Here is a 20,778-nt window from a genome sequence, read left to right as displayed (position 1 = left end):
ACTTCATGACGAAGTGCTTCCGCTGCGGCTTCTGATCAGGCACTCTGGGGGCCGCGCCGTGTGCGCGCCGCCCGGTCCCGCGGCGGCGTCGCCCCGCGGCCGGTCGAGAAATGGACGTGAGATGAAGGCGCTCCCCGCGGGGCTTCGCAACTACCTCGCTCGGTTCGGTTCGCGGCGCACCGTGCTCCCCGATCTCCGCGCCGGGCTCGTGCTCGGCGTCGAGAGCGTGCCAGACGGGCTCGCCGCCGGCATGCTCGCCGGGCTCAATCCCCTGCACGGGCTCTACGCCTACCTCGTGGGAACGCTCGGCGGCTCGCTCGCCACCGGCTCGGTGTTCATGTCGGTGCAGGCGACCGGGGCAATGGCGGTCGTGGTCGCGGACGTCTCCGGCAGCACGCCCGGCGGCCTCACCCCCGCGGGACTCGCGATGCTCGGCATCATGGCCGGCCTCATCATGCTCGCGCTGGGCCTCGCCCGGCTCGGCTCGCTCGTGCGGTTCATCCCCACCGCGGTGCTCGTCGGCTTCGTCAACGCGGTCGCCATCAACATCGTGCTCGGCCAGCTCGACAACGCCACGGGGAGCCAGGCTGAGGGCGCCAATCGCGTGCTGCGCGCGGTCGACTCGTTCCTCAACATCGCGCACTGGAGCCTGCCCACCGTGCTGGTCTCAGCCGTGACGCTCGCGCTGATCCTGCTCCTCGAGCGCACCCGGCTCGGCGCCCTCGCGATGGTGGCCGCCGTGGCGGTCGGTTCCGCGCTCGCCGTGGCGCTCGGGCTGTTCCCGGGCCTCGATCCGGTCGCCAAGATCTCAGACCTCACGAGTGTGCCCAGTGCGCTCCCCGGCTTCGTCGCGCCGGATCTCACCCAGCTGTGGAGCCTGATCGTCCCCGCCTGCTCGCTCGCGCTCGTGGGGCTCGTGCAGGGCGCTGCCATCAGCGGCTCCGTGCCAAACCCAAACGGTCGCTACGGCGATGCGTCCGCCGATTTCCGAGGCCAGGGCATCGCGAACATCGCCAGTGGGTTCCTCCAGGGGATGCCCGTCGGCGGCTCGATGTCGGCGACCGCGCTCGTGCGAGCGGCCGGAGCAAAATCGGCGCTGGCGAACCTCAGCGCCGCCGTGGTCATGGCCCTCACGATCCTGCTGGCGGCACCGCTGATTGGGCTCGTCGCGATGCCCGCGCTCGCGGCCCTGCTGATCCTGATCGGGGTGCGCACCTTCAAGCTGCACCAGGTGCTGCTGGTGTGGAAGACCGGGCCGATCCAGGCCACGGTGCTCGCGGTCACCTTCGTGCTCACGCTCCTGATCCCGCTCCAGTACGCGGCCCTCACCGGGGTGGGTCTCGCCGTGATCCTGTTCGTGGTGCGGCAGTCGAACCGGGTGGTGCTGAAGCACTGGGTGTTCGACGACGAGCGCCCGCTGCCGCGGGAGGTGCCCGCCCCCGAGACGCTGCCCGTGGGCGAGACCGTCGTGCTCGTGCCATACGGCAGCCTGTTCTTCGCGGCCGCCCCCGTGATCGAGCGTCAGCTCCCCGGGGTGCCCGCCGCCGCGCACGGCACGGCCGTGGTGTTCCGGCTGCGCGGCAAGGACCAGATCGGCAGCACCTTCCTGCGCGTGCTGGAGACTTACTCGACCGCGCTCCGCGCCGCCGGCGGCACGCTCATCTTGGCCGGCGTGAGCGACTCCGTCAACGGCCAGCTCCGCGCCACGGGGGCGCTCGACCGGCTCGGCGCCGCACACGTCTTCCCCGAGTACGAGCGGCTCGGCGACTCGGTCACCCGGGCGCGGGAGTTCGCGGCGGAGTGGCGCGCGGCGCAGGCTGAGTCGCCGCCCACCGCATAATCCGCTACGGATGATTTTCGCCGGATCCGCGCCTCCGCGCGAGCCGATCCGGGCAGGGTAGTGAGGTGCACGAACAGATCGCCGGACCGGCTGGGCCGAGTCGGCGCAATCCAGGGGGAAACATGAACACGACTCATCGCGGCCTCGCCGCCGCTGCGCTCGTTGGCGCGCTCAGCCTGGCGGGCCTCACGGGGTGCGCCGCGTCCGGCCCGTCGGAGCAGGAGAACGCGGCCGCCGCGTGCACCGCGCTCGCCGACTACGACGCGACGCTCACCGCCGCCGCCGCGGACCTCTCGGAGGCCACCACCGTGGGCGAGCTGCGCGACATCCGGGAGACCGTGGCCGCGGCGCACGAGGCCGCCGACGAGGCGCTGGGCGCGGTCGCCGACGACCGGGCCGAGGCGCTGCAGGGCGCCTGGTCGACGTTCTCCGAGCAGCTGCAGTCGGTCGACGACGACGCCTCGCTGGCGGACGCGCGCGACTCGCTCGTCGAGGACGCTCGCGCCCTCGCCGGCGCCCGCGAGACCGCGGAGTCCGGCCTCAACTGCGGCTAGCGCCGCGGCGCCCGGGCGCCACGGGTGCCCGGGTACCACGGGTGCCCACGCCCCCCCCGGGCACCCGCCCGCCCGCAACGCCGTCTGGGTCGCGGCCCTGCCGCGCCGACCGGGGGCGGCAATCTGACTGTGCGGTGGCGCTGTGCCCCGCCCGACGCAAGCAAAGGAACCACTGTGAGCCTGTTCGAATCAATCTGGGATGTCCTCGTACTGCTGTTCTGGGCATTCGTGTTCATCTCGGCACTGATCGCGGTCGTGATGGTGATCGTTGACCTGTTCCGCGATCGGAAGCTGAACGGCTGGGCCAAGGCGGCGTGGATCCTGTTCCTCGTGCTGGTGCCCCTGCTCACCTCGCTGGTCTACCTCATCGCCCGCGGCCAGGGCATGGCCGAGCGCGTGGACGAGGACGCTAAGGAGAGCAAGGACGCGACCGACGCGTACATCCGCGAGGTCGCGGGCGCGAGCCCGGCCGACGAGATCGCAAAGGCGAAGGCGCTGCTCGACTCCGGCGCGATCACTGCCGAGGAGTTCGCGGCGCTGAAGGGGCGCGTGCTCAGCGCCGCCTAAGCGCGGCCATGAACATGCCGGAGGCCCGGACCCAGCTGGGTCCGGGCCTCCGGCATTCACGCGCTCGGGCTAGGCCTCGATCTGAGCCAGCACCTGCGCCGTGAATGCGGCACTCTGCGCGAGCACCTCATCGATCCCCCGGGCATCACCGAAGACGTGCGCCTCGTGTTCCACCACAACCGGACCGTCGAACCCCAGCCCGCGAAGAATTCGGAGCGCTCCTACGAAGTCAACGTTCCCACTGCCAAGCCCCGGGAATGTGAAGTTCTCTGGGGTGCCCTGCGCGTCTTTCAGCGCAAACAGGATCGTCCGGTCGCCAAGTCGACGCGACGCGTCACTCACATCGTGTGTGGTGACCTCAAGATGCGACGGATCGAGACTGATGCCCAGGCCCGGCACCTCGCTGAGCACCCCGAGCGCAGCGTCCGTCGTGGCAACGAGCTGCCGCACGATCGGTTCGAGCCCCACCGCGACGCCGAGCGCTTCAGCTCCCTCGACCACGCGACGCAGCGAGTCGATGAATGCCGGCAGCTCGCCGGGGGTACCCGCGACCCCGAGCAGGGAGTCACCGGGCTCGTCCCCCGGAATCACGTGGATCAGGGGGGCGCCCAGGTCTACGGAGATCCGCGCAAGGTCGAGCGTCCACGCCACCGCAGCTGCTCGCCGGGCGGGGTCCGGGTGTGCAAGACCCTCGCGGTGCGCGGCAATGGAGGTGATCGACTCGGTTGCGGCGAGGCGTTCAATCACTGAATGCGGGGTGTCCGGGGTCAGATGCGGTTCTGCCCAGGGAAGCCGCTCGGCGTTCAACTCGACGCCGTCGAACCCGGCGTCCCGAATCCGCTGGACCGCTTCGATGACCGGAACTCCGGTGAGAAATCCGGTGTGAAAACTGGTGCGCATGATCCTGCTTCTCTCCTCGGGGTGGTTATTCGTAGGAAGGGATCGGCTCTTCAGGGTCGGCGAGCGGCAGGCTCACCCAGCCGTGAGTGCGCACGGAGCGGTAGGCGGCGGTGACCACTTCCTGCGCCTTCACCCCGTCGATCCCCGTCGGAGCGATCGCGTCATCGACCCCCGTGCGAATCGACGCTTCAAATGCGCGCCACTCGGACACATACGGGTTGGTGCGCGGCGGGGTGAACTCAAGCCAGGTTCCGGGCTGATACTCATTCCACCAGGCTGTTGGCCAGTAGGCTTCGGTAATCTCGCGCGGCAGCTCCTCACGCGGCAGCTTGCTTGAGATTGCGAGTGGCACGCTGGCGAACGGATTGATCGTCTCCGTTGACAGGTGAATCGTGCCGTCGGGCCCGTACAGGTCAGTTGAACCAGCGACCTGGGGGGAGAATCGATCTGAGTTAATGACGCCGGTCGCGCCGCTCGCGAAACGCACAAGCAAGAACACGTTGTCGTCCGCGGGGTGGGGAATGACCCGGTGGTCCATCGTGGCGCACACCTCAATGATCTCGCCCAGCAGATAGCGGGCGATGTCGATGCGGTGCACACCGAGATCGAGAATTGCGGCGCCGCCCGACTGCTGGAGGTTGTAGCGGTACCCGGTTGCGGCTGGATAGACGTCCCACGCCTCGGAGTACACCGACCGGAACCCCTGTACATCGCCAATCACCCCGGCTTCGAGCGATCGCTTCGCGATCTGCGTCGGTTCCCAGAACCGCTGATTAAAACCGACCTGCAGGCGAACTCCAGCCCGTTCGCACGCCTCCTGAATTGCGATCGCATCAACCAGGTTGTGGGCGACGGGCTTCTCGCAGAATACGTGGATTTTCGCGGCGGCCGCGTCCTCAATGACCTGGCGGTGCAGGTGGTTCGGGATCGCAACCAGCACCACGTCGAGATCGGCCTGAGAGAACATGTCTCGGTAGTCCGAGTATCCCTGGGCACCGTACTCGTGGGCGAGCTCCTGCGCACGCTCAAGGTTCGGGTCTGCGACCCCGGCGATTTCGAGTCCATCGACCGCCGCGATCGACGGCAAGTGCGAGAGCCGGGCGATTGCTCCGGCGCCGACGGCGCCGACCCTGAGGGGTCGCGCAGCTGTGGTGGATGCAGTCATTTCGAGTCTTTCCTGTTCGCTAGTGGATGGAGCCGATTCGCGCCGGCGAAATGCCGACGCACAGTTACTTGATGATGCCGATCTTTGACCGGTCAAGGGAGATGAACACCGCGATCGCGAGCACGATCCCCTTCACGATCGTCTGCTCCGCGTCCCCGACACCGATGAGGACCAACCCGTTCGAGAGCATTGAAATGATGAGCGCACCGACCACGGTGCCGCTGATGCGCCCGAGTCCCCCGGTGAGCGGCGTACCGCCAATCACCACCGCAGCGATCACATCGAGCTCGAACGACTGCCCGGCGATCGGTGAGCCCGTGCCCAGCCGCGCAGCCAAGATCGACCCGCCGATTCCCGCGAGGAGCCCCGAGAGGACGAACACCCAGACTTTCACCTGGCGTGTGGGGACACCGGCGAGTGCCGCCACACGTTCATTGCCACCGATCGCGCGTACGCGCCGGCCGAACACCGTGAACTGGAACAGGAACCCGGCGATCAGGGTGATCACAATTCCCGCGATGATGATTCCCGGCATCACACCGAGCCACGGCAGGAGCCCCTCCGTCGGCATCGGCTTCGACGATCCACCACTGATCAAGATGGTCAGCCCGCGCGCAACCTGCAGCATCCCGAGGGTGACGATGAACGAGGGGATGCGGGCGAACGCGAAGACTACGCCATTGATGAGGCCGGCAAGCGCCCCCACCGCCGCACCCACCACGAGTCCGAGCGCGCCGTGCTCAAAACCGACCAGTGCAGTGACCACGCCGGAGAGCCCCACCACCGAGCCCACTGAAAGGTCAATCGACCCGGAGGTGATCACAAAGGTCATTCCATAGGCGACGATTGCGAGCACGACCGACTGCTGCAGCACAACAAGCAGATTCGATGGCGCGATGAAGGTCTGGCCCTTCAGAACAGTGAACAGTAGAAATAGGACGATCAGCGCCGCATATGGCACCAGCATCTGGACGGTGCCCCGCAGAGACCGCTGCCGGCGCGCGGCGGGAGAGGTCACCACGGGGGCTGTGTACGGGTTGGGAGAGGTCATATCATTGCCCTAATCAAGTCGTGCTCCTCGGGTACGGGAGCGGTGTAGTCAGCGGTCACCTGGCCGGTTCTCATGATCAGTACGCGGTCGGCAAGTCGGCGGAGTTCAGGGAGCTCATCGGAGACCACAACCACGGCCTTCCCCTCGGCTCGTGCCTGATCGAGCAGGTCATATATCTCCCCCTTGGCACCGACGTCTACGCCCCGAGTGGGGTTATTCAGTAGCAGGACCGGCACATCCCGCTGTAGCCAGCGAGCAAGCAACACCTTTTGCCGGTTGCCTCCCGAGAGGTTGCGCACCTGCGTGCTCGCCGCGGGTGTCTTGATGTTCAGGCGATCGATGAGGCCGCGCACCGAGGCGATTCCCGCCTGCGGCGCGATAGTGCCCGCGGCGCTGTAGCGGTCGAGGCTGCCGAGCACGATGTTCTCGTGCACCGACGAGAAGAGCAGCAGCCCTTCCTCGTCTCGGTCCTTCGGCACGTAGGCAAGTCCGGACGCAATGCGCGCGCGAACGGTGTCCCCGCGCACCGGTGCGCCCGACACCGAGATCGCCTCGTAGCTCGCGCGGTCAGCCCCCGCGAGTGCACGAATCACCTTGTCAGCACCGCAGCCGACGAGGCCACCGATTCCGAGGACCTCGCCCGGGCACACGCTGAAGCTCATCGGGGAGCAGCCGTCCGCGGTGAGTTCGACGACGTCGAGCACCGGGAGACCGCGGTCGCCACGATCCGGATCGGCCTCCCGCACGGCAAGGACCCCGAGATCGCGCCCCACCATCGACCGCGAGATCTCGGCCTCGTCGGTGTCCGAGACCATCGTTTCAGTCACAAACGCCCCGTCTTTGAGAATCGCGATCTTGTTGCAGTGCTCGATAATCTCGTCGAGTCTGTGCGTGACGAAGATCACTGCACCGCCGGCGGCCGCAAAGCGTCGTATCTCGTCGAACAGCACAATCGCGCCGTCACGTGACAAAACATTCGACGTCTCGTCGACGAGCAGGACCTTGGGGTTCGCCGCGAGCGCTCGCGCGAGCTCAATCATCTTGCGGTGTTCGATGGGGAGGCCCGATACAACGCTGTGCAGCGGATAGTCGACCCCGATCGCGTGCAGCGCCTCCCTGGCGAGCCGGTCACGCCGGCCAGGGAAGATCGCACCGGCGACCGTGTACTCTCCCTCTCGCCCGAGCAGCACGTTCTCGGCAATGGTGAGCGTCGGAGAAAGGAGCGTCTCCTGCGGAATCAGTGCGACGCCCTGGTTCAAAGCGTCAAACGGCCCAGTAGGTGCGAAGGCGGCGCCGTCGAAGCGCATGTGACCGCTGTCGAGCTTCAACGATCCGCTGATCGCCCCCAACAGCGTGGACTTGCCCGCCCCGTTTTCTCCGGCGAGCCCGAGGACGTCTCCGGCCTCCAAGCGAATAGCGGAGTCTGCGTCCCAGCGCAGCGCTCGCACGCTGCCGTAGGACTTGCAGAGTCCCTCGAGTTCAAAGAGCTTCGACGACACCGTCTTGCTTCCTTCCCGCAGTGCGCCGCTTAGCGCAGCGTGATCTCGAACGAGCCGGTGGCGTCAGGGTTCGTGATCTGACTCAGCTCGGTGAAGTCGTACTCCGGCGGGTTGTCGATGTACTGTTCTTTGAACTCCGCGACGTTGTCCGCGTTGACCTCGAGCAGATCAAGCTTCACGATCGGTGTCTTCGGGTCCTTGCCGCCGAGCTTGTCGTAGAGCATCACCAGGCCGAAACCGCCCTGGAGCCAGTGCCCACCAAAGCTGACGTAGTAGTCGCCCTTCTCGATGGCGGTGATCGCCTCGGGCGTCAGATCCATCCCGCCAAAGCGGTACTCGTCTGCGCGATCCGCGTTCTGCGCCGCCTTAATCGCGCCCTGGCAGAGGTTGTCGTTGTAGCACCAGACGCCATTCGCAGTGCCGCTCGGGTGCGCCTGCAGCAGGCTCTCGAAGGCCGACAGTCCGTTCTCCTGCGCCTCACCGTCGCCGGCCTGGTACTGCACCAGCGTCCCACCGTTTTCGATGGCTTTCTCAAGGCCCGCTTTGCGCCCCTCAGTGACTGAGGAGCCCGGAACGCCGCCCAGCGCGAGGATCTTGTCAGATCCGGCATCGATCAGTGCGCGAGCAATGTTCTCGCCCGCGAGCTCGTCGTTCGGTCCGATGAACGCGGTGTACGGCGGCTTCCCTTCCGTACCCGGCTCGAAGTCTGGGTATCGATCCGTCACTACCACCTCAACATCCGCGTCGGCGGCAGTCTGGAGCAGCTGGCTCGCCACCGCGGTCGAGGTCGGCGTGATAATCAAGCCGTCGACGCCCTGGCTGATCAGGTTCTGGACGTCCGCGAGCTGCTTCTGCTCGTCTCCGTTGGCGGCAACGGTGTTGAGCTCGACACCGAGCTGTTCCGCGCCCTCCTCCACAAAGTCCATGTAGGCAGCCCAGAACGGACTGTTCGACGTGGGGTACGAGACACCAACGGTGTAGCTCTCACCCGCACCCTCAGCTGAGTCGTCCTTCGGCGCGTCGAGCAGTCCGCCGCCACTGCACGCGGTGAGCGCGGCGGCGAGGCCGAGCGCTGCCGCGGCAGCTCCAAATGTGCGAATTCGTTTCATGATCTGCGATCTCCTTTGATTGCAGGCAGGACTGAGCCTCGCCCGGGTGGACGATGCGAAGTCCCGCCGAGGGAACTATGCGAACGCGGTTGCGATCTTCTGGGGGTTACCTCGCCGCGGTTGAACCCTCCGGCTCGGCAAGATTGATGGTGTCGTGGCGCTCGAGCGGACCGCCCAAGCGCTCGGTAACACTGCGTGCCGCCGCGAGCAATTGCTCAGCGGCGACGGGGATTCGCTCCAGCCCCATCCGGTGGATCGGACTGGAGACACCGATGCACCCGACAACGGTGCCGTCGATTCCGAAGACCGGGGCTGCGATGCACCGCACCCCTGGGTTGTACTCTTCGTCGTCAAGGGCGTAGCCCTGGGCCGCGACCGTCGTCAGGTCACGGTTGAGCTCGTCCATCGAAGTGATGGTGCGAATGGTGAACCGCTCAAGCGGCAGGGTCAGCCACGACTCACGGTCGGCTTCGGGGACGTATGCGAGCACTGCCTTCCCGGTCGCGGTTGCGTGCATCGGCGGCCGCGCCCCGACCTCGGTGTCGACCGACACTCGGAACGGGGCCTTCCGCTGCAGCACGTAGACCGGTCCGCCGGTGGTCATCTGCGAAACATGCACCGACTCCCCCGTCTGCTCAAGCAGCTCGTCGCACGCGTCCTCGGACGCCGCACGCAGGTCCAGGCGCCGCAGCACGGATCCCGCCACAGAGACCAGCTTCGCAGAGGGACGATAGCGCTTGGTCAGCTCGCTCTGCTGCACATATCCGCGCTGCATGAGTACCCGGAGAAGCCGGTGAGCGTTGCCCTTGTCCATCGACAGGGCCGCCGCGAGGTCGCTAACGCCGAGACCAGTGCTGCTCGACGCCAACGCCTCAAGGACGTCAAGACCGGATTCGAGGGCACCGCTGCGGGTCCGTGAGTCGTTCATGAAACCTAACGTAATCGCGCGTTGTTCATTTGTCAAAGAGATTGTCAAATTTGCGAAAACTCGCCACCTAGTGGCGCCACCGGCCCGAGAGGCGACGCGAAAACACCCTCACCTCCGAGAATCGTTGCCATTTGAACAACGTCGTTGTAATCTCATCACATGGTGATTGAAGAGCGCGCGATTCGCGCACGAGCAATAGTCAAGGCGGGATCTGTCGAGCAGGCGCTCGCCAGTGGCACTCTCCCGAACACGGTCAGCGTGACCCTCGCAGAGGCCGTGGTGATCGGTCTGCTCAAGCAGGACGTCAAAATATTCGTCGGGATCTTTGGCCACGGCTCCACCGATCTGGGTGAGGTCATGCGGGTATACGAGCGCGAGGGCGCGCTCCGTACGCACGCGGTTCGGAACGAGGTCGAGGCCGCTCACATTGCAACAGCGTTGCGCTGGAGCACCGGGGAGAAGGCCGCGGTCTTTACCTCGATCGGCCCCGGCGCAGTGCAAGCGTTGGCGGGCAGCCTCGCGGCGAGCAGTGACGGCGTTGGCGTGTGGCATATCTACGCTGACGAAACCACCGAGGCCGAGGGGCCAAACATGCAGCAAATCCCAGACGCGGGGCAAGAGGCGTTCCTCCGGCTCGCGTCCGCAATGGGGCCTGCCTACACGCTGCACACCCCATGGGCGCTCCCCGAAGCACTCCGACGCGGAATGAACGCGGTGGACCACCCACACCGCGCCAGGCCGTTCTTCCTCCTCCTGCCGATCAACACGCAACCACAGCTGCTCACCATGACGCTCGGAGCGCTCCCCTCCGGCCCGCCCCCGGCGCTGGGGGCCGCGGCGGACAACGGCGCGTACGAGCAGGCCGCACGCGCGTTGATCGACGCCGAGCGGGTCGTCGTGCGCGTGGGCGGAGGAGCCCGCGGGGCCGGGCCCGAGATCCAGGAAATCCTCGACCTCGTGGACGGCTTCGCGGTGACTTCGCCCATCGCCTCAGGAACGCTTCCATACGAGCACCCGCGTAATCTCACGGTGGGCGGGTCAAAGGGCTCAATCAGCGGCAATTTCGCGATGGAACAGGGTGATGTTCTCCTCGCGATTGGAACTCGCGGTGTCTGCCAATCGGACATGTCACGAACGGGGTATCCGAGAGTGACTCGAGTGGTCAACGTGAACACGGACCCGGCAGACGCGGTCCATTACAATCACGCGATCCCGCTGTTGGGCGACGCGCGAGCCACGCTCCGCGGCCTCATCGACGCGGTGAAGCAGCTCGGGGCTGCCCCGCACGACCTCTCAAGCCCGTGGGCAGTCGCGTGCATGGATGCTTGGGAGCAGTGGGTCGCATTCAAGGAGGCACGCTACCGCACCCCAGTGCTCGAGGATGAGGTGTGGCAACGGCCAGTCCTCACCCAGCCGGCCGCACTCAAGGCCGTCAACGATTGGGCCCGCTCGCACGACGACGCCGTACTCTTCTACGACGCGGGCGACGTGCAGGCGAACGGCTTTCAGGTCGCCGAGGACGATCGCGTGGGGCGCACCATCACCGAGACCGGGGCGAGCTACATGGGTTTCTCAACCAGCGCGATTGTCGCAACCGGAATCGCGAGCTCCCCGTTCTTCGGCGTCTCGCTCACCGGGGACGGCAGCTTCACGATGAACCCCCAAGCACTCATCGACGGCGTGCAGCACGGCGCGCGCGGCGTCATCGTTGTGTTCGACAATCGCCGGCAGGGCGCGATCTCCTCGCTCCAGCTCGATCAATACGGCATCGACTATGCGACCAACGATCAGGTCGAGGTCGACTACCGCGCATGGGCCGCCGCCGTTGGCGGCGTTCAGGCGCTCCACGGCGGCACGAGCACCGCGGAATTCACCGCCGCCCTCGACGCGGCGTACGACTACGACGGCCTCTCACTCATCCATGTTCCCGTGTACTTCGGCTCCGACCCGCTCGGCGGGTTTGGATCGTTTGGACGTTGGAACGTGGGTCCGTGGGTCGCCAAGACCGAAGCCCTCCGACACGAACTGGAGATCTAACCCATGCACGCATTCCCCACGATCATCCCCGGCCGGCTCTTCATCGACGGCGAGTGGCGCACCGGAGCGACCGGCGCGACCACGGAGGTCTTCAACCCCGCCACGGAGATCGCAATCGGCACCATTGAGCAGGCGTCACCGGAGGACGTGGCGGATGGCTTTGCCGCGGCCGAACGCGGGCTCGCTGTGTGGCGAAACACGGACGCCTGGACCCGATCCGCAACCATCCGACGGGTCGCAGACATTCTGCGAGAGTGGGCCCCCGAGGCGTCCCGACTGATGACCGACGAACAGGGCAAGCCGGTGCGCGAGGCCGAAGCAGAGTGGCTTGCAACCGCGGATCAGTTCGATTGGTACGCGGACGAGGCACGACGCATTTACGGTCGCACCGTCGACGGTCACTCGACGGCGAATCGCATCATCGTGCGGCGCGAACCCGTCGGCGTCGTCGCAGCCTTTGCCGCGTGGAACTTTCCGGCGCTCCTGCCGGCGCGCAAGATCGCGCCGGCGCTTGCCGCGGGCTGTTCAGTGATCCTGCGGCCCACGGAGGAGGCGCCCTTCTCGTCGCTCCTGATTGTTCGGGCGTGCGAGCTCGCCGGGGTCCCGGCCGGAGTCATCACGGCCCTCACCGGTCCAGCCTCTCGGATCAGTGAGCAGCTCATCAATTCGGGGATCGTGCGCAAGCTCTCGCTCACCGGCTCAGGAGCCGTGGGCCGCACGCTGCTGCACCTGGCAGCCGACAATCTGGTGGCGGTGTCAATGGAGCTTGGCGGCCACGCGCCAGTGCTCGTGTTTGAGGATGCAGATGTCGAAGCCGCGGCCCGCGCGTGCGTTGCCTCGAAGTTCAGAAACACCGGGCAGGTGTGCGCGTCACCATCACGCTTCATCGTCCAGGACACCGTGGCCCAGAGGTTCACCGAAGCGTTCATCGCGGCCACGCGCGAGCTGCAGCTGGGCGACGGGCACGACCCCGAGACCACGGTCGGCCCGCTGAGCAATCGTCGTCAGATCGCGCAGACCGAGGCGCTGGTCGCCGACGCGGTCTCCGCCGGGGCGACGGTCGCGCTCGGGGGTCAGCGCGACCCACGCTTCGAGCACGGGTATTTCTTTGAACCGACCGTTCTCGTGAATGTCCCACCCCACAGCAAGATCCTCAGCGACGAGCCGTTCGCTCCGGTGGCGCCAATCGTGACGTTCGACTCGTTTGAGCAGGCAATCGAGATCGCAAACTCCACGGTCTTCGGCCTCGCGAGCTACGTCTGGACCACCAATCTCAGCACCGCGTTTCTCGCTTCGGAGCGGATCGAAGCCGGCATGGTCGGTGTCAACACAATGGCGGTGGCCACCGCGGAGGCCCCGTTCGGTGGCGTCAAGGAATCCGGGTTTGGCCGCGAGGGCGGCTCCGAGGGAATACTCGATTACACGGTCGCGAAGGCGACCATTCTCACTCTGTAAGGATCGACGATGAGCAACGAAGACATCACCACGCCCGAGGGGTCACGCATCCAAGGCGTGGACGGGAACCTCACCAACTACGGCGATGTGGGGTTCAGCAAGTTCATTCGACGCGCGTTCCTCAACTCGGCCGGGCTCGACCCAGACGACATTGATCGTCCCGTCATTGGCATCGTGAACACGACGTCCGATTACACCACCTGTCACCGCGAGATGCCGCAGATGATCGACGCAGTCAAGCGCGGTGTGCTCGAGGCCGGCGGCATCCCGTTCGTGTTCCCGGTGATGTCACTCGGAGAGATCCTCACGAACCCCACCACCATGCTCTTCCGCAACCTGATGGCCATGGAGGTCGAGGAGCAAATCAAGTCCCAGCCGATGGACGCAGTAGTGCTGCTCGGCGGTTGCGACAAAACAGTTCCCGCCGAGCTCATGGCGGCTGCGTCCGCGGATATCCCCGCAATCCAGCTCGTGGTCGGACCGATGACCGTCGGAAACTACAAGGGTGAGCGGCTGGGCGCGTGCACTGATTGCCGACGCATGTGGACCGAGTTCCGAGGCGGCAGCGTCAGCGAGAAGCAAATCTGGGAGATCAACGCCGAGCTCGCGCCCTCAGCCGGCACCTGCATGGTGATGGGAACAGCGTCGACCATGGCGTGTGTCGTCGAGGCGCTGGGGATGTCCCTCCCATTCTCTGGCACCGCACCATCGGTGTCATCGGAACGGCTCCGCATCTCGGTGAAGACGGGGCGACAGGCGGTTGAGCTTGCCCGGTCCGGGCGCAAGCCGTCGGAGATCATGACCGAGGATGCGTTCAAGAACGCAATCATGGTGCTCGCCGCGATCGCTGGTTCCACGAACGCGATCATCCACCTCACCGCGATCGCTCGTCGTCTCGGACTGAACATCAACCTCGATGATTTCCATGACATTGCGCAGCAGATCCCCGTGCTGGTCAACTGCAAGCCCGCCGGCTCAAACTATCTCCCGGATATGCACCGCGACGGCGGCATGCCCGCACTCCTCAAGGAGCTCGAAAGCGTGTTGCATCTTGACGCGCTCACCGTCACGGGCAAGACGCTGGGCGAGCAGCTCGCTGACGCGGAAGGTCCCCAGGAGTGGCAGGACACCATCCGCCGCACCGGCAAGCCGTTGAAGGGCCCCGGAGCGCTCGTGACGCTCCGCGGTTCGCTCGCCCCGGACGGCGCCGTCATTAAGGCGGCCGCGGCTTCCCCGCATCTCATGGTGCACGAGGGGATCGCTCACGTGTTCGACTCGCTCGAAGAGGTGGAGGACACGCTCGACGACCCAGCACTCGGGCTCACCCCCGAGCACGTGCTCGTCATGCGAAACATTGGCCCGGTTGCTGCCGGCATGCCCGAGGCCGGGTCGATCCCGATTCCGAAGTACCTCGCGCAGCAGGGCATTCGTGACATGGTCCGGATCTCGGATGGCCGCATGTCTGGGACCGCGTACGGCACGATCGTGCTGCACGTCTCCCCGGAGGCGGCGCTCGGCGGGCCGCTGGCGCTTGTGCGTACCGGGGACCGCATCAAACTCGACGTCCCCAATCGCACGGTCGATCTCCTGGTGGACGAGGCCGAGCTCGAGCTTCGGCGCGCGGACCTCGTGTTGCCAGAACCTCCGAAGCGGGGATGGCGGCGGCTGTACGCGACTAGCGTGGTGCAGGCTTCCGAGGGGGCAGACCTCGATTTTCTCCACGGCAAGGAGTAGACCGGCGCCCTGAAGGCCGCGCGGGCGGCGGGCGGCGGGCGGCGGGCAGGCCGCGCGGGCGGCGGGCATGCCGCCCGGCCCCGCGCGGCCCCGCCCGCCTAGCCCGCGTCGGCCGGTAGGCCCACCTTCGGCTTTGCCCAGGAGCGGCCGCTCGTGTCCTTCAGGATGTCGTACTCCACGTCGACGTGCGGCTCGATCGCGCTGTACTTGTCGTTCGGGGCGCCGATCACCAGCTGGAACCCGAGCCCCCGCCAGGCGCCGATCGCCCGCTTCGTGAAGTGCGCGTCAGCCTTAATGAGCGCCTCGTCGAGGAACACCGGCGCGTAGCGCGGGCGCTCGGCGTCGGCGTCCCCCAGCTGGTAGCGGAGGGCGGCGCCCACGATGAAGGCGATCAGCTCCTGCGACTCGCCACCCGACTTCTCGCCGATGTGGTCGTAGAGCGCCGCGTGCTGCTTCGTGTCGGCGTGCACCTTCTCGGCGCTCACGCGCACGTGGTTGCGCACGTCCACGAGGCTGGCGAAGTCCGGGGCGGTGCGGCGGATCCGGTTGATGAACTTCTTCATCCGCTCGTACGCCTGCTCGCGATCCGCGTCGGTCGTCGCCGCCCCGATGAGGCCGCGCACCTCGCGCAGCTCACTGCGGAAGCGCCGCCGCGCCTCCGATTGGTTCTCGCGCGGCGTGATCTGCAGCCGGTGATCGTCGTCGTAGAACGGCAAATCTTGCATGATCCGGTTGATGGGCTCGATGCGCTCCTTGATCTCGCGGATCGAGCGGCTGAGCGTGGAGTCGAGGTTGGTGAGGTCGTTGCCCGAGAGCTTGAGCAGGCTGTGCTTCCACTCGGTCTCCAGCTCGTGCAGGCCGCTCGTCTCAAGCTCCCGGAGGATGCGCTCGAAGTCTCGCAGCGAGGAGTCCGGATCCGCGCGCAGGTTCGGGTTTGGCCAGCTCTCAAGGAAGCCTTCAAGCGCGCGCCGCAGGTGCGCCCGCTGCTCCTCAAGCGTGTCCTGGGCGGTCGCCTGGTCGTCGAGCAGCTGCTTCGAGGCCGACTGCAGCGCCGCGTCGAAGCGCACGAGCCGGTCGGCCCGGCTGCGGTCGCGGCCCTCGGGCGGGGCGCTGAAGCGATCGTCGAGGTACTCGGTGTGCTGCGGCGCGAGCGCGCGCCCCGCGTCTTCGGCGTCGTCGAGCGCGCGCTGCGCGGCATCGACCTCGTCGGTCACCTCGGCCCAGCGGGTGGCGATGCGATCCTGCTGCTCCTCGGCGCGGCCGACGAGCTTCTGCAGCCCCTCAATCTTCTTCTTGAGGGCGGCGATCTGCGCGGAAAGCGCCTCGATCTCCGGGCTGCCGGCAATCAGCTCTGCGACCACGCGCTCCCAGTTCGCCCGCTCGCTCTCAAGCGTGGCGACGTCGATCTGGTCCCAGGTCAACTCGCTGATCTTCGCGAACGCCGCGTGCCGGGCGTCAAGCGCGTCGAGCGCGGCCGCCGCGGCCTGCTCGGTCGCCTCAGCGGCGACGACGCGCCGCTCGAGCTCGCCAAGCCGATCCGCGAGGTCCGTGAGCCGGCGCTGGTTTGAAAACCCGAGCACGTTCGCCCGGCCGTGGCCGCCGTGCGCGCCGCGGGCGCCCTGCGACATCTGGCCGGTGAGGCTCAGCGCCATCGAGTGCTGGCCCAGCGCCTCGGCGCCGTCGACGCACACAAAGCCGAAGCGTTCCTCCAGCCGCGCTTCGAGCCACCCTGTGAACGGGCTCTCGCGGTAGTCAAGCCGACCGGGCAGCCGCTGCGGGTCGAGCCTGCCGGATCGGGCCTGGCCTGTGTGCACGCCCTCGTAGCGGAGCCGGGTGGGCACCCGGAGCTCGTTGATCGCGGCACGGAACTGCGGCAGCTGGGCCGCGTCGATGAGCAGCGTGGTGGCGAAACCGCCGAGCGCCAGGTTGAACGCCTCGCGCCAGGGCTCGAACTCAGTGCGCACCTCGATCAGCTCGCCCACGAACGGGAGCTCCGAGACGGGCAGTCCGGCCGCGTCCGCGAGCAGCGCCCGCGCCTCGTGCAGGGCGCTCGGAATGTTGCCGCGCAGCCCCTCGGTGCGGCCGCGCTCGTCGGCGAGCTCGGCGAGGCTCGCGCGGAGCGCGTTCGTGGCGCCGCGGGCGTCGGCGTATGCGTCGCGCGCCGCCACCTTGGCGCCCGGATCCGCGAGCGCGTCACGGGCGCGGGCCGCGAGCGCGGTAAACGCTTTCTCGGTCGCGGCGTCCTCGTCGAGCTGCCCGATCGCTGCGTCGAAGCGGCGACGCGCCTCGGTGACCGTCTCAAGCCGCTTCTCCACGATCGACAGGTCGCGCTCGGCGCGCTCGATGCGGTCCCCGCCGGAGTTGCGAAGCACCTCCACGAGCCCGTCGCGCTCGGCCTCCGCGGCCGAGGCGAGCGCCTGCTGGGTGCGCGACTCCGCGTCTGCCGCGGCCTTCTCCTGCTGCAGCTCGGCCTCGACCTCGCGCAGCAGCGCCAGGCGACGGTCCGCACCCCACAGCGCCGCGAGCGACTCGGGATCGCTGAAGCGCCCGATCTCGTCGATGAGGCGCAGCTGCTCGGCGGCGGCCTCGATGCGGCCCCGCATGTCGCGGATTGGCCGCAGCGCGCGCACCTGGCGCTGCGCCGTGACCATGCGCATGCGCGTGCCCTCAAGCTCGTCGAAGTGGCCCACAACCGCGTCCGCCGTGGCGAGCGTCTCCGGTTCTTCAAGGACCATGCGCTTGTACAGCTCGTCCACCGTGGTGATCTGCTGGCCCGCCTGGATCCGCGCGAGCAGGCTCATCGCCTTCGCGCCGGCGCCGGCGGCCCCGATCCCCAGCACGGCATGGATCTTGGCCGAGAACTCTCGGTCGGTTGCAAAGGTCTCGAGCCCGGCCGCCCGCACCGACGCGTCGGTGAGGCGCTGCGCCGCCGCGACCTCGAGCGCGTCGAGGCTCAGCGGGCCGTCCACCGTGGCCCGCACCCGGACGGTGTCCTCGATGATGCGCGCGGCCGCGGGGATGTACCAGGCGCGCACGGCCGTGAACTGCGAGCCGTCGTGGTCGGTCCACGTCATCGAGATCGCCGTCCACGTGTCTTCGCCGTCGCCGCGCAGCACGCGCACGCGGGTGCCCTCGTCGGTGCGCGACTCGTCGAGCTTGCCGCGGCCGTAGGAGAGGATGTTGCGCTGCTCGTCGCCGCGGGAGCGCCCGGTCACGCCGCCGTTTGAGGCACCGTTGAACGGGGTGGTGTGCGGCATCATGAGCGCGATGTACGCGTCCATGAGCGTGGACTTGCCGGATCCGGATCCGCCGCACAGCAGCGTCGCCCGCGGCGAGAACTTGACGCGGTGCGCGCCGTCGTAGCCGCCCCAGTTCACGAGCTGCAGCTCGTCGGCGATCCACTGCTGCCCGCGCGAGTTCGCGGGGATGAGCCCGAAAAGGGTGTCGATCATGGTCATGCGGCGTCGCCCTCCCGGCCCTGCGCAGCGGCGTCTGTGCGGTCCTGCGCCGCCGCCGCGGTGTCTTCGGCGACGGAGTCGGCGGCGTCTTCGGCGGCGGCGGTCGTCTCCGCAGGGGCGGCCGAGGCGGCCAGCTGCTCGCGCAGCCAGCCCTGCAACTCGCGCAGCCGGTCCGCGCTGAGCACGATCTCGACCAGCGGGGTCACCCGGTAGCGGCCCTCCGATTCCTCCTCGACGATGCCCTCCTGGCGCAGTCGCCCGAGGGCGCTGCGGATCGTCTTCTGGCGGGCAGCGGTGCTGCCCTCGCGCTCGCTGAAGTAGCTGAGCACGGTCTGCTCGATCTCCTCGACGTCGATCCGCACCGACGGCTCCCCCGCCGTCGACTCGCGCTGATACACGGTGCGCAGGTACACGAGCACGAGGGTCTCGGCGCGGTTGTACGACTCGTCGCGCAGCAGCACCGGCACCTCGAGCTCTTCGGAGCGCACCTGCTGCTTGTACGCCACGCCGCGGGCGGGATCGACGACCAGCCGCACGAACAGGTCGTGCAGGCGCGACTCGATCACCTGCTGGTTTTCGAGCAGCACTGCCCACTCGTCAGCGTGCTTGTCGGCGAAGATCACCCGGCGCTGCAGCAGGCGCACGAGCACCCGGCGCACGGCCGGATCGAGCACGCCGCGGTCGCCCGGGAAGAACTCCTCGGGGTCGTTCTCCATCGCCACCGCTGCGACGAACGAGGTCTCGGCGGCGGGCGGCTCCGCAGCGGGCGCGGGGGGTGCGGCTGCGGCGAGTGAGGCGTCCGGCGCGGCTGCGTCGGGAGCGGGCATCGCGGCTGCGTCCGACGCGGGCGCCGCGGCGCCCCGCGGGTCCGCGGCGAGTGGCTGTTCAGTCATGCGATTCAACTTTCAGTGTGCGCGCGGTGACCGCGCCAAAGGCGAAGCGGCGGGCCGTGCCGTCGGGGCGGAGCGCCTCCACCACGGAGACCTCCGCGCTCTCGACGAGCCCGTTCCGGTGGGCGATTTCAAGGAGCCCGAGCAGGTCTGCCGGGCGGCGCGTCTCGGCGTCGCCGATGCCCGCGAACGCGGCGGCGAGGTCGAAGCTCTCGGCTTCAAGCCCCGCCAGGTACGCCTCAAGCTCGGCGTAGTTTGGTCCGCCCCAGGCCCGGGTGTCGGCGTCGACGAACTCTGCCTGCTCCCCCGGGTCGCGCAGCGGCGCTGGGGCGGTGGGCGGGCGCGGGTCGCTCACGGTCTGACGCAGGTGCCGCACGCCGGCCGTGGGGAGGCTGCGCAGCGGGTCGATCCGATCCCCCGCCCTCGAATCGGGCACCCAGGCCTGCAGCCCGGACATCACGCTGCGCAGCAGCTCGTCGACCTCGCGGTCGCGGATCGGATCGTGCGTGCGCACCTGCGTGGTAATCACGTGCGAGGCGCGGCGCTGCGCCTGCAGCACCTCCTGCACGCCCTGCTCCACGCGCTTCGCGATGGCGCGCAGCTCGCCGCGCTGCTCGGGGGTCATGAGGTGCGCAAACGATTTGCCGAGCAGCGCCTGCAGCTGGTCGGTGAGGTGGTCAATGTGCTCGGGATCGCCGATCAGCTTCAGCGCGCCAGCGAAGGCGCGGCCCTCGGGCGTAGCCTCCATCACGTGCTCGCCGCGGTGCAGGTACTCGCGCAGCACCTCGCCGGCGGGGCGCTCGTCGCGGCGCAGCTCGGCGATCACGTCGCGCTGCATCGCGTTGATCGACTCGGCCACGCGCACGAAGTCGGCCGGGAGCTCCCGCGACAGGTGCAGCACGTTCTCGGTGTCTTCGAGCAGCTGGTCGTCGTCGATCGGGTCGAGCTCGTCGCCGGCCGCCTCGATCAGTGCGATCTCGGCGTCGAGCGCGGCGCGCTCATCGCGGAGGCGGGCGAGCCTGAGCGCCGGATCGGTCTCGGCGCTCTGCGTGAGCTGCTCCACGGATTCAAGCAGGGTGCGCACTCGCGAGCGCGACACCTTCGCACGTCCGCCGCCCGCCCGGCCGGCGACCTCGAGCGCGCCGACCGCCTGGGCGGAGAGCCGGTACAGCTCCACACCGTCGGTGATCTGCGGCACGAGCCAGCCCACGCGCGCCCAAGAGCGGCAGATGTCGCGGCCCGTGCCGTTGGGCAGCGTCCGCTCGTCGAGGTCGTAGCCGGCCGCGCGCAGCTCCTCGACGAAGGTGCCCACCTCCACGTGCGCGTCAGAGATGGGGACGGTGGGGCGCTCAGCGGTGAACATCACCGACAGCACCGACACCACGAACGGGGCGTACCTGCGGTGCAGCAGGTCGAGTGTGGGGTTCTTGAAGGCTGCGACCGCGCGCTGATACGCGGTTTCCGAACGAGAACTTGTCACCGATCAAGGATAGCGGCGGCGCGCGGCGCAAGCTGGGTGGGCGTGCGGGCTGGCGCGCCGGTGCGCCGGGGCGCCAGCGCGGGCGGTGCGCCGGTGCGCCGGTGAGCCGGT

The 20,778-nt window shown here is 68.1% G+C and carries 15 protein-coding genes; 6 read left to right on the top strand and 9 right to left on the bottom strand.

Translation table 11 applies throughout. The features are described 5' to 3' along the window. Nucleotides 1-121 precede the first annotated feature (121 nt). From EV139_RS00580 to EV139_RS00570, 3 genes are all read left to right on the top strand, one after another. Nucleotides 122-1,840, top strand: a complete 1,719-nt coding sequence (locus EV139_RS00580; protein WP_130452387.1) for a SulP family inorganic anion transporter — start codon at nt 122-124, stop codon at nt 1,838-1,840. 122 nt (nt 1,841-1,962) lie between these two features. Then, nucleotides 1,963-2,394, top strand: coding sequence for a hypothetical protein (locus EV139_RS00575; protein WP_130452386.1), 432 nt, complete (start codon nt 1,963-1,965; stop codon nt 2,392-2,394). Between the two features lie 174 nt (nt 2,395-2,568). After that, nucleotides 2,569-2,961: an SHOCT domain-containing protein gene (locus EV139_RS00570; RefSeq protein WP_241988926.1), complete on the top strand. Its 393-nt coding sequence runs from the start codon at nt 2,569-2,571 to the stop codon at nt 2,959-2,961. 69 nt (nt 2,962-3,030) lie between these two features. On the opposite strand, the gene EV139_RS00565 is transcribed toward EV139_RS00570, so the two are convergent. From EV139_RS00565 to EV139_RS00540, 6 genes are all read right to left on the bottom strand, one after another. Beyond that, nucleotides 3,031-3,861: a sugar phosphate isomerase/epimerase family protein gene (locus EV139_RS00565; protein WP_130452385.1), complete on the bottom strand. Its 831-nt coding sequence runs from the start codon at nt 3,859-3,861 to the stop codon at nt 3,031-3,033. A gap of 25 nt (nt 3,862-3,886) precedes the next feature. Beyond that, complete coding sequence (locus EV139_RS00560; RefSeq protein WP_130452384.1) at nt 3,887-5,026, bottom strand: Gfo/Idh/MocA family protein; 1,140 nt, start codon at nt 5,024-5,026, stop codon at nt 3,887-3,889. A gap of 64 nt (nt 5,027-5,090) precedes the next feature. Continuing rightward, on the bottom strand, nt 5,091-6,077 hold the full coding sequence (locus EV139_RS00555) for an ABC transporter permease (RefSeq protein WP_130452383.1): 987 nt from the start codon (nt 6,075-6,077) through the stop codon (nt 5,091-5,093). Then, on the bottom strand, nt 6,074-7,576 hold the full coding sequence (locus EV139_RS00550; protein WP_130452382.1) for a sugar ABC transporter ATP-binding protein: 1,503 nt from the start codon (nt 7,574-7,576) through the stop codon (nt 6,074-6,076). The genes EV139_RS00555 and EV139_RS00550 overlap by 4 nt, the downstream gene beginning before the upstream one ends. A gap of 29 nt (nt 7,577-7,605) precedes the next feature. Further along, a complete protein-coding gene (locus tag EV139_RS00545) occupies nt 7,606-8,685 on the bottom strand; it encodes a substrate-binding domain-containing protein (RefSeq protein ID WP_130452381.1) in 1,080 nt (359 codons plus the stop codon). 106 nt (nt 8,686-8,791) lie between these two features. After that, entirely contained in the window at nt 8,792-9,613 is an 822-nt protein-coding gene (locus EV139_RS00540) for an IclR family transcriptional regulator (RefSeq protein ID WP_130452380.1), read from the bottom strand. 159 nt (nt 9,614-9,772) lie between these two features. Here EV139_RS00540 and EV139_RS00535 point away from each other — a divergent pair, with 159 nt between their 5' ends. Genes EV139_RS00535 through EV139_RS00525 form a run of 3 tightly spaced genes read left to right on the top strand, consistent with a single transcriptional unit; the run spans nt 9,773 to nt 14,839 of the window. Further along, the gene (locus EV139_RS00535; RefSeq protein ID WP_130452379.1) at nt 9,773-11,650 is read left to right on the top strand and encodes a thiamine pyrophosphate-dependent enzyme; all 1,878 of its coding nucleotides are present in this window, start codon (nt 9,773-9,775) and stop codon (nt 11,648-11,650) included. A gap of 3 nt (nt 11,651-11,653) precedes the next feature. After that, nucleotides 11,654-13,105, top strand: a complete 1,452-nt coding sequence (locus EV139_RS00530; protein ID WP_130452378.1) for an NAD-dependent succinate-semialdehyde dehydrogenase — start codon at nt 11,654-11,656, stop codon at nt 13,103-13,105. 9 nt (nt 13,106-13,114) lie between these two features. Then, nucleotides 13,115-14,839: a dihydroxy-acid dehydratase gene (locus EV139_RS00525; protein ID WP_130452377.1), complete on the top strand. Its 1,725-nt coding sequence runs from the start codon at nt 13,115-13,117 to the stop codon at nt 14,837-14,839. Between the two features lie 98 nt (nt 14,840-14,937). Here the strand turns inward: EV139_RS00525 and EV139_RS00520 are convergent, their stop codons facing one another. Genes EV139_RS00520 through EV139_RS00510 form a run of 3 tightly spaced genes read right to left on the bottom strand, consistent with a single transcriptional unit; the run spans nt 14,938 to nt 20,667 of the window. Further along, nucleotides 14,938-18,297, bottom strand: coding sequence for an ATP-binding protein (locus EV139_RS00520; RefSeq protein ID WP_130452376.1), 3,360 nt, complete (start codon nt 18,295-18,297; stop codon nt 14,938-14,940). Continuing rightward, a complete protein-coding gene (locus tag EV139_RS00515) occupies nt 18,294-19,190 on the bottom strand; it encodes a DUF4194 domain-containing protein (RefSeq protein ID WP_337248815.1) in 897 nt (298 codons plus the stop codon). Before EV139_RS00515 ends, EV139_RS00520 begins: the two co-directional genes overlap by 4 nt. Continuing rightward, a complete protein-coding gene (locus EV139_RS00510) occupies nt 19,183-20,667 on the bottom strand; it encodes a DUF3375 domain-containing protein (protein WP_130452375.1) in 1,485 nt (494 codons plus the stop codon). Before EV139_RS00510 ends, EV139_RS00515 begins: the two co-directional genes overlap by 8 nt. Nucleotides 20,668-20,778: the final 111 nt, after the last annotated feature.

Origin of the sequence: Leucobacter luti (assembly GCF_004217175.1) — a bacterium.
Lineage (GTDB): Bacteria > Actinomycetota > Actinomycetes > Actinomycetales > Microbacteriaceae > Leucobacter > Leucobacter luti.
Note: the sequence above shows the minus strand (reverse complement) of the source record. Positions and strands in the feature narration are given on the sequence as shown.

Excerpts from the sequence above, each read along its gene's own strand:
- EV139_RS00580 (WP_130452387.1), top strand. The coding sequence starts at position 122 with ATGAAGGCGCTCCCCGCGGGGCTTCGCAACTACCTCGCTCGGTTCGGT.
- EV139_RS00575 (WP_130452386.1), top strand. The coding sequence starts at position 1,963 with ATGAACACGACTCATCGCGGCCTCGCCGCCGCTGCGCTCGTTGGCGCG.
- EV139_RS00565 (WP_130452385.1), bottom strand. The coding sequence starts at position 3,861 with ATGCGCACCAGTTTTCACACCGGATTTCTCACCGGAGTTCCGGTCATC.
- EV139_RS00560 (WP_130452384.1), bottom strand. The coding sequence starts at position 5,026 with ATGACTGCATCCACCACAGCTGCGCGACCCCTCAGGGTCGGCGCCGTC.
- EV139_RS00555 (WP_130452383.1), bottom strand. The coding sequence starts at position 6,077 with ATGACCTCTCCCAACCCGTACACAGCCCCCGTGGTGACCTCTCCCGCC.
- EV139_RS00545 (WP_130452381.1), bottom strand. The coding sequence starts at position 8,685 with ATGAAACGAATTCGCACATTTGGAGCTGCCGCGGCAGCGCTCGGCCTC.
- EV139_RS00540 (WP_130452380.1), bottom strand. The coding sequence starts at position 9,613 with ATGAACGACTCACGGACCCGCAGCGGTGCCCTCGAATCCGGTCTTGAC.
- EV139_RS00535 (WP_130452379.1), top strand. The coding sequence starts at position 9,773 with ATGGTGATTGAAGAGCGCGCGATTCGCGCACGAGCAATAGTCAAGGCG.
- EV139_RS00530 (WP_130452378.1), top strand. The coding sequence starts at position 11,654 with ATGCACGCATTCCCCACGATCATCCCCGGCCGGCTCTTCATCGACGGC.
- EV139_RS00525 (WP_130452377.1), top strand. The coding sequence starts at position 13,115 with ATGAGCAACGAAGACATCACCACGCCCGAGGGGTCACGCATCCAAGGC.
- EV139_RS00520 (WP_130452376.1), bottom strand. The coding sequence starts at position 18,297 with ATGACCATGATCGACACCCTTTTCGGGCTCATCCCCGCGAACTCGCGC.
- EV139_RS00515 (WP_337248815.1), bottom strand. The coding sequence starts at position 19,190 with ATGACTGAACAGCCACTCGCCGCGGACCCGCGGGGCGCCGCGGCGCCC.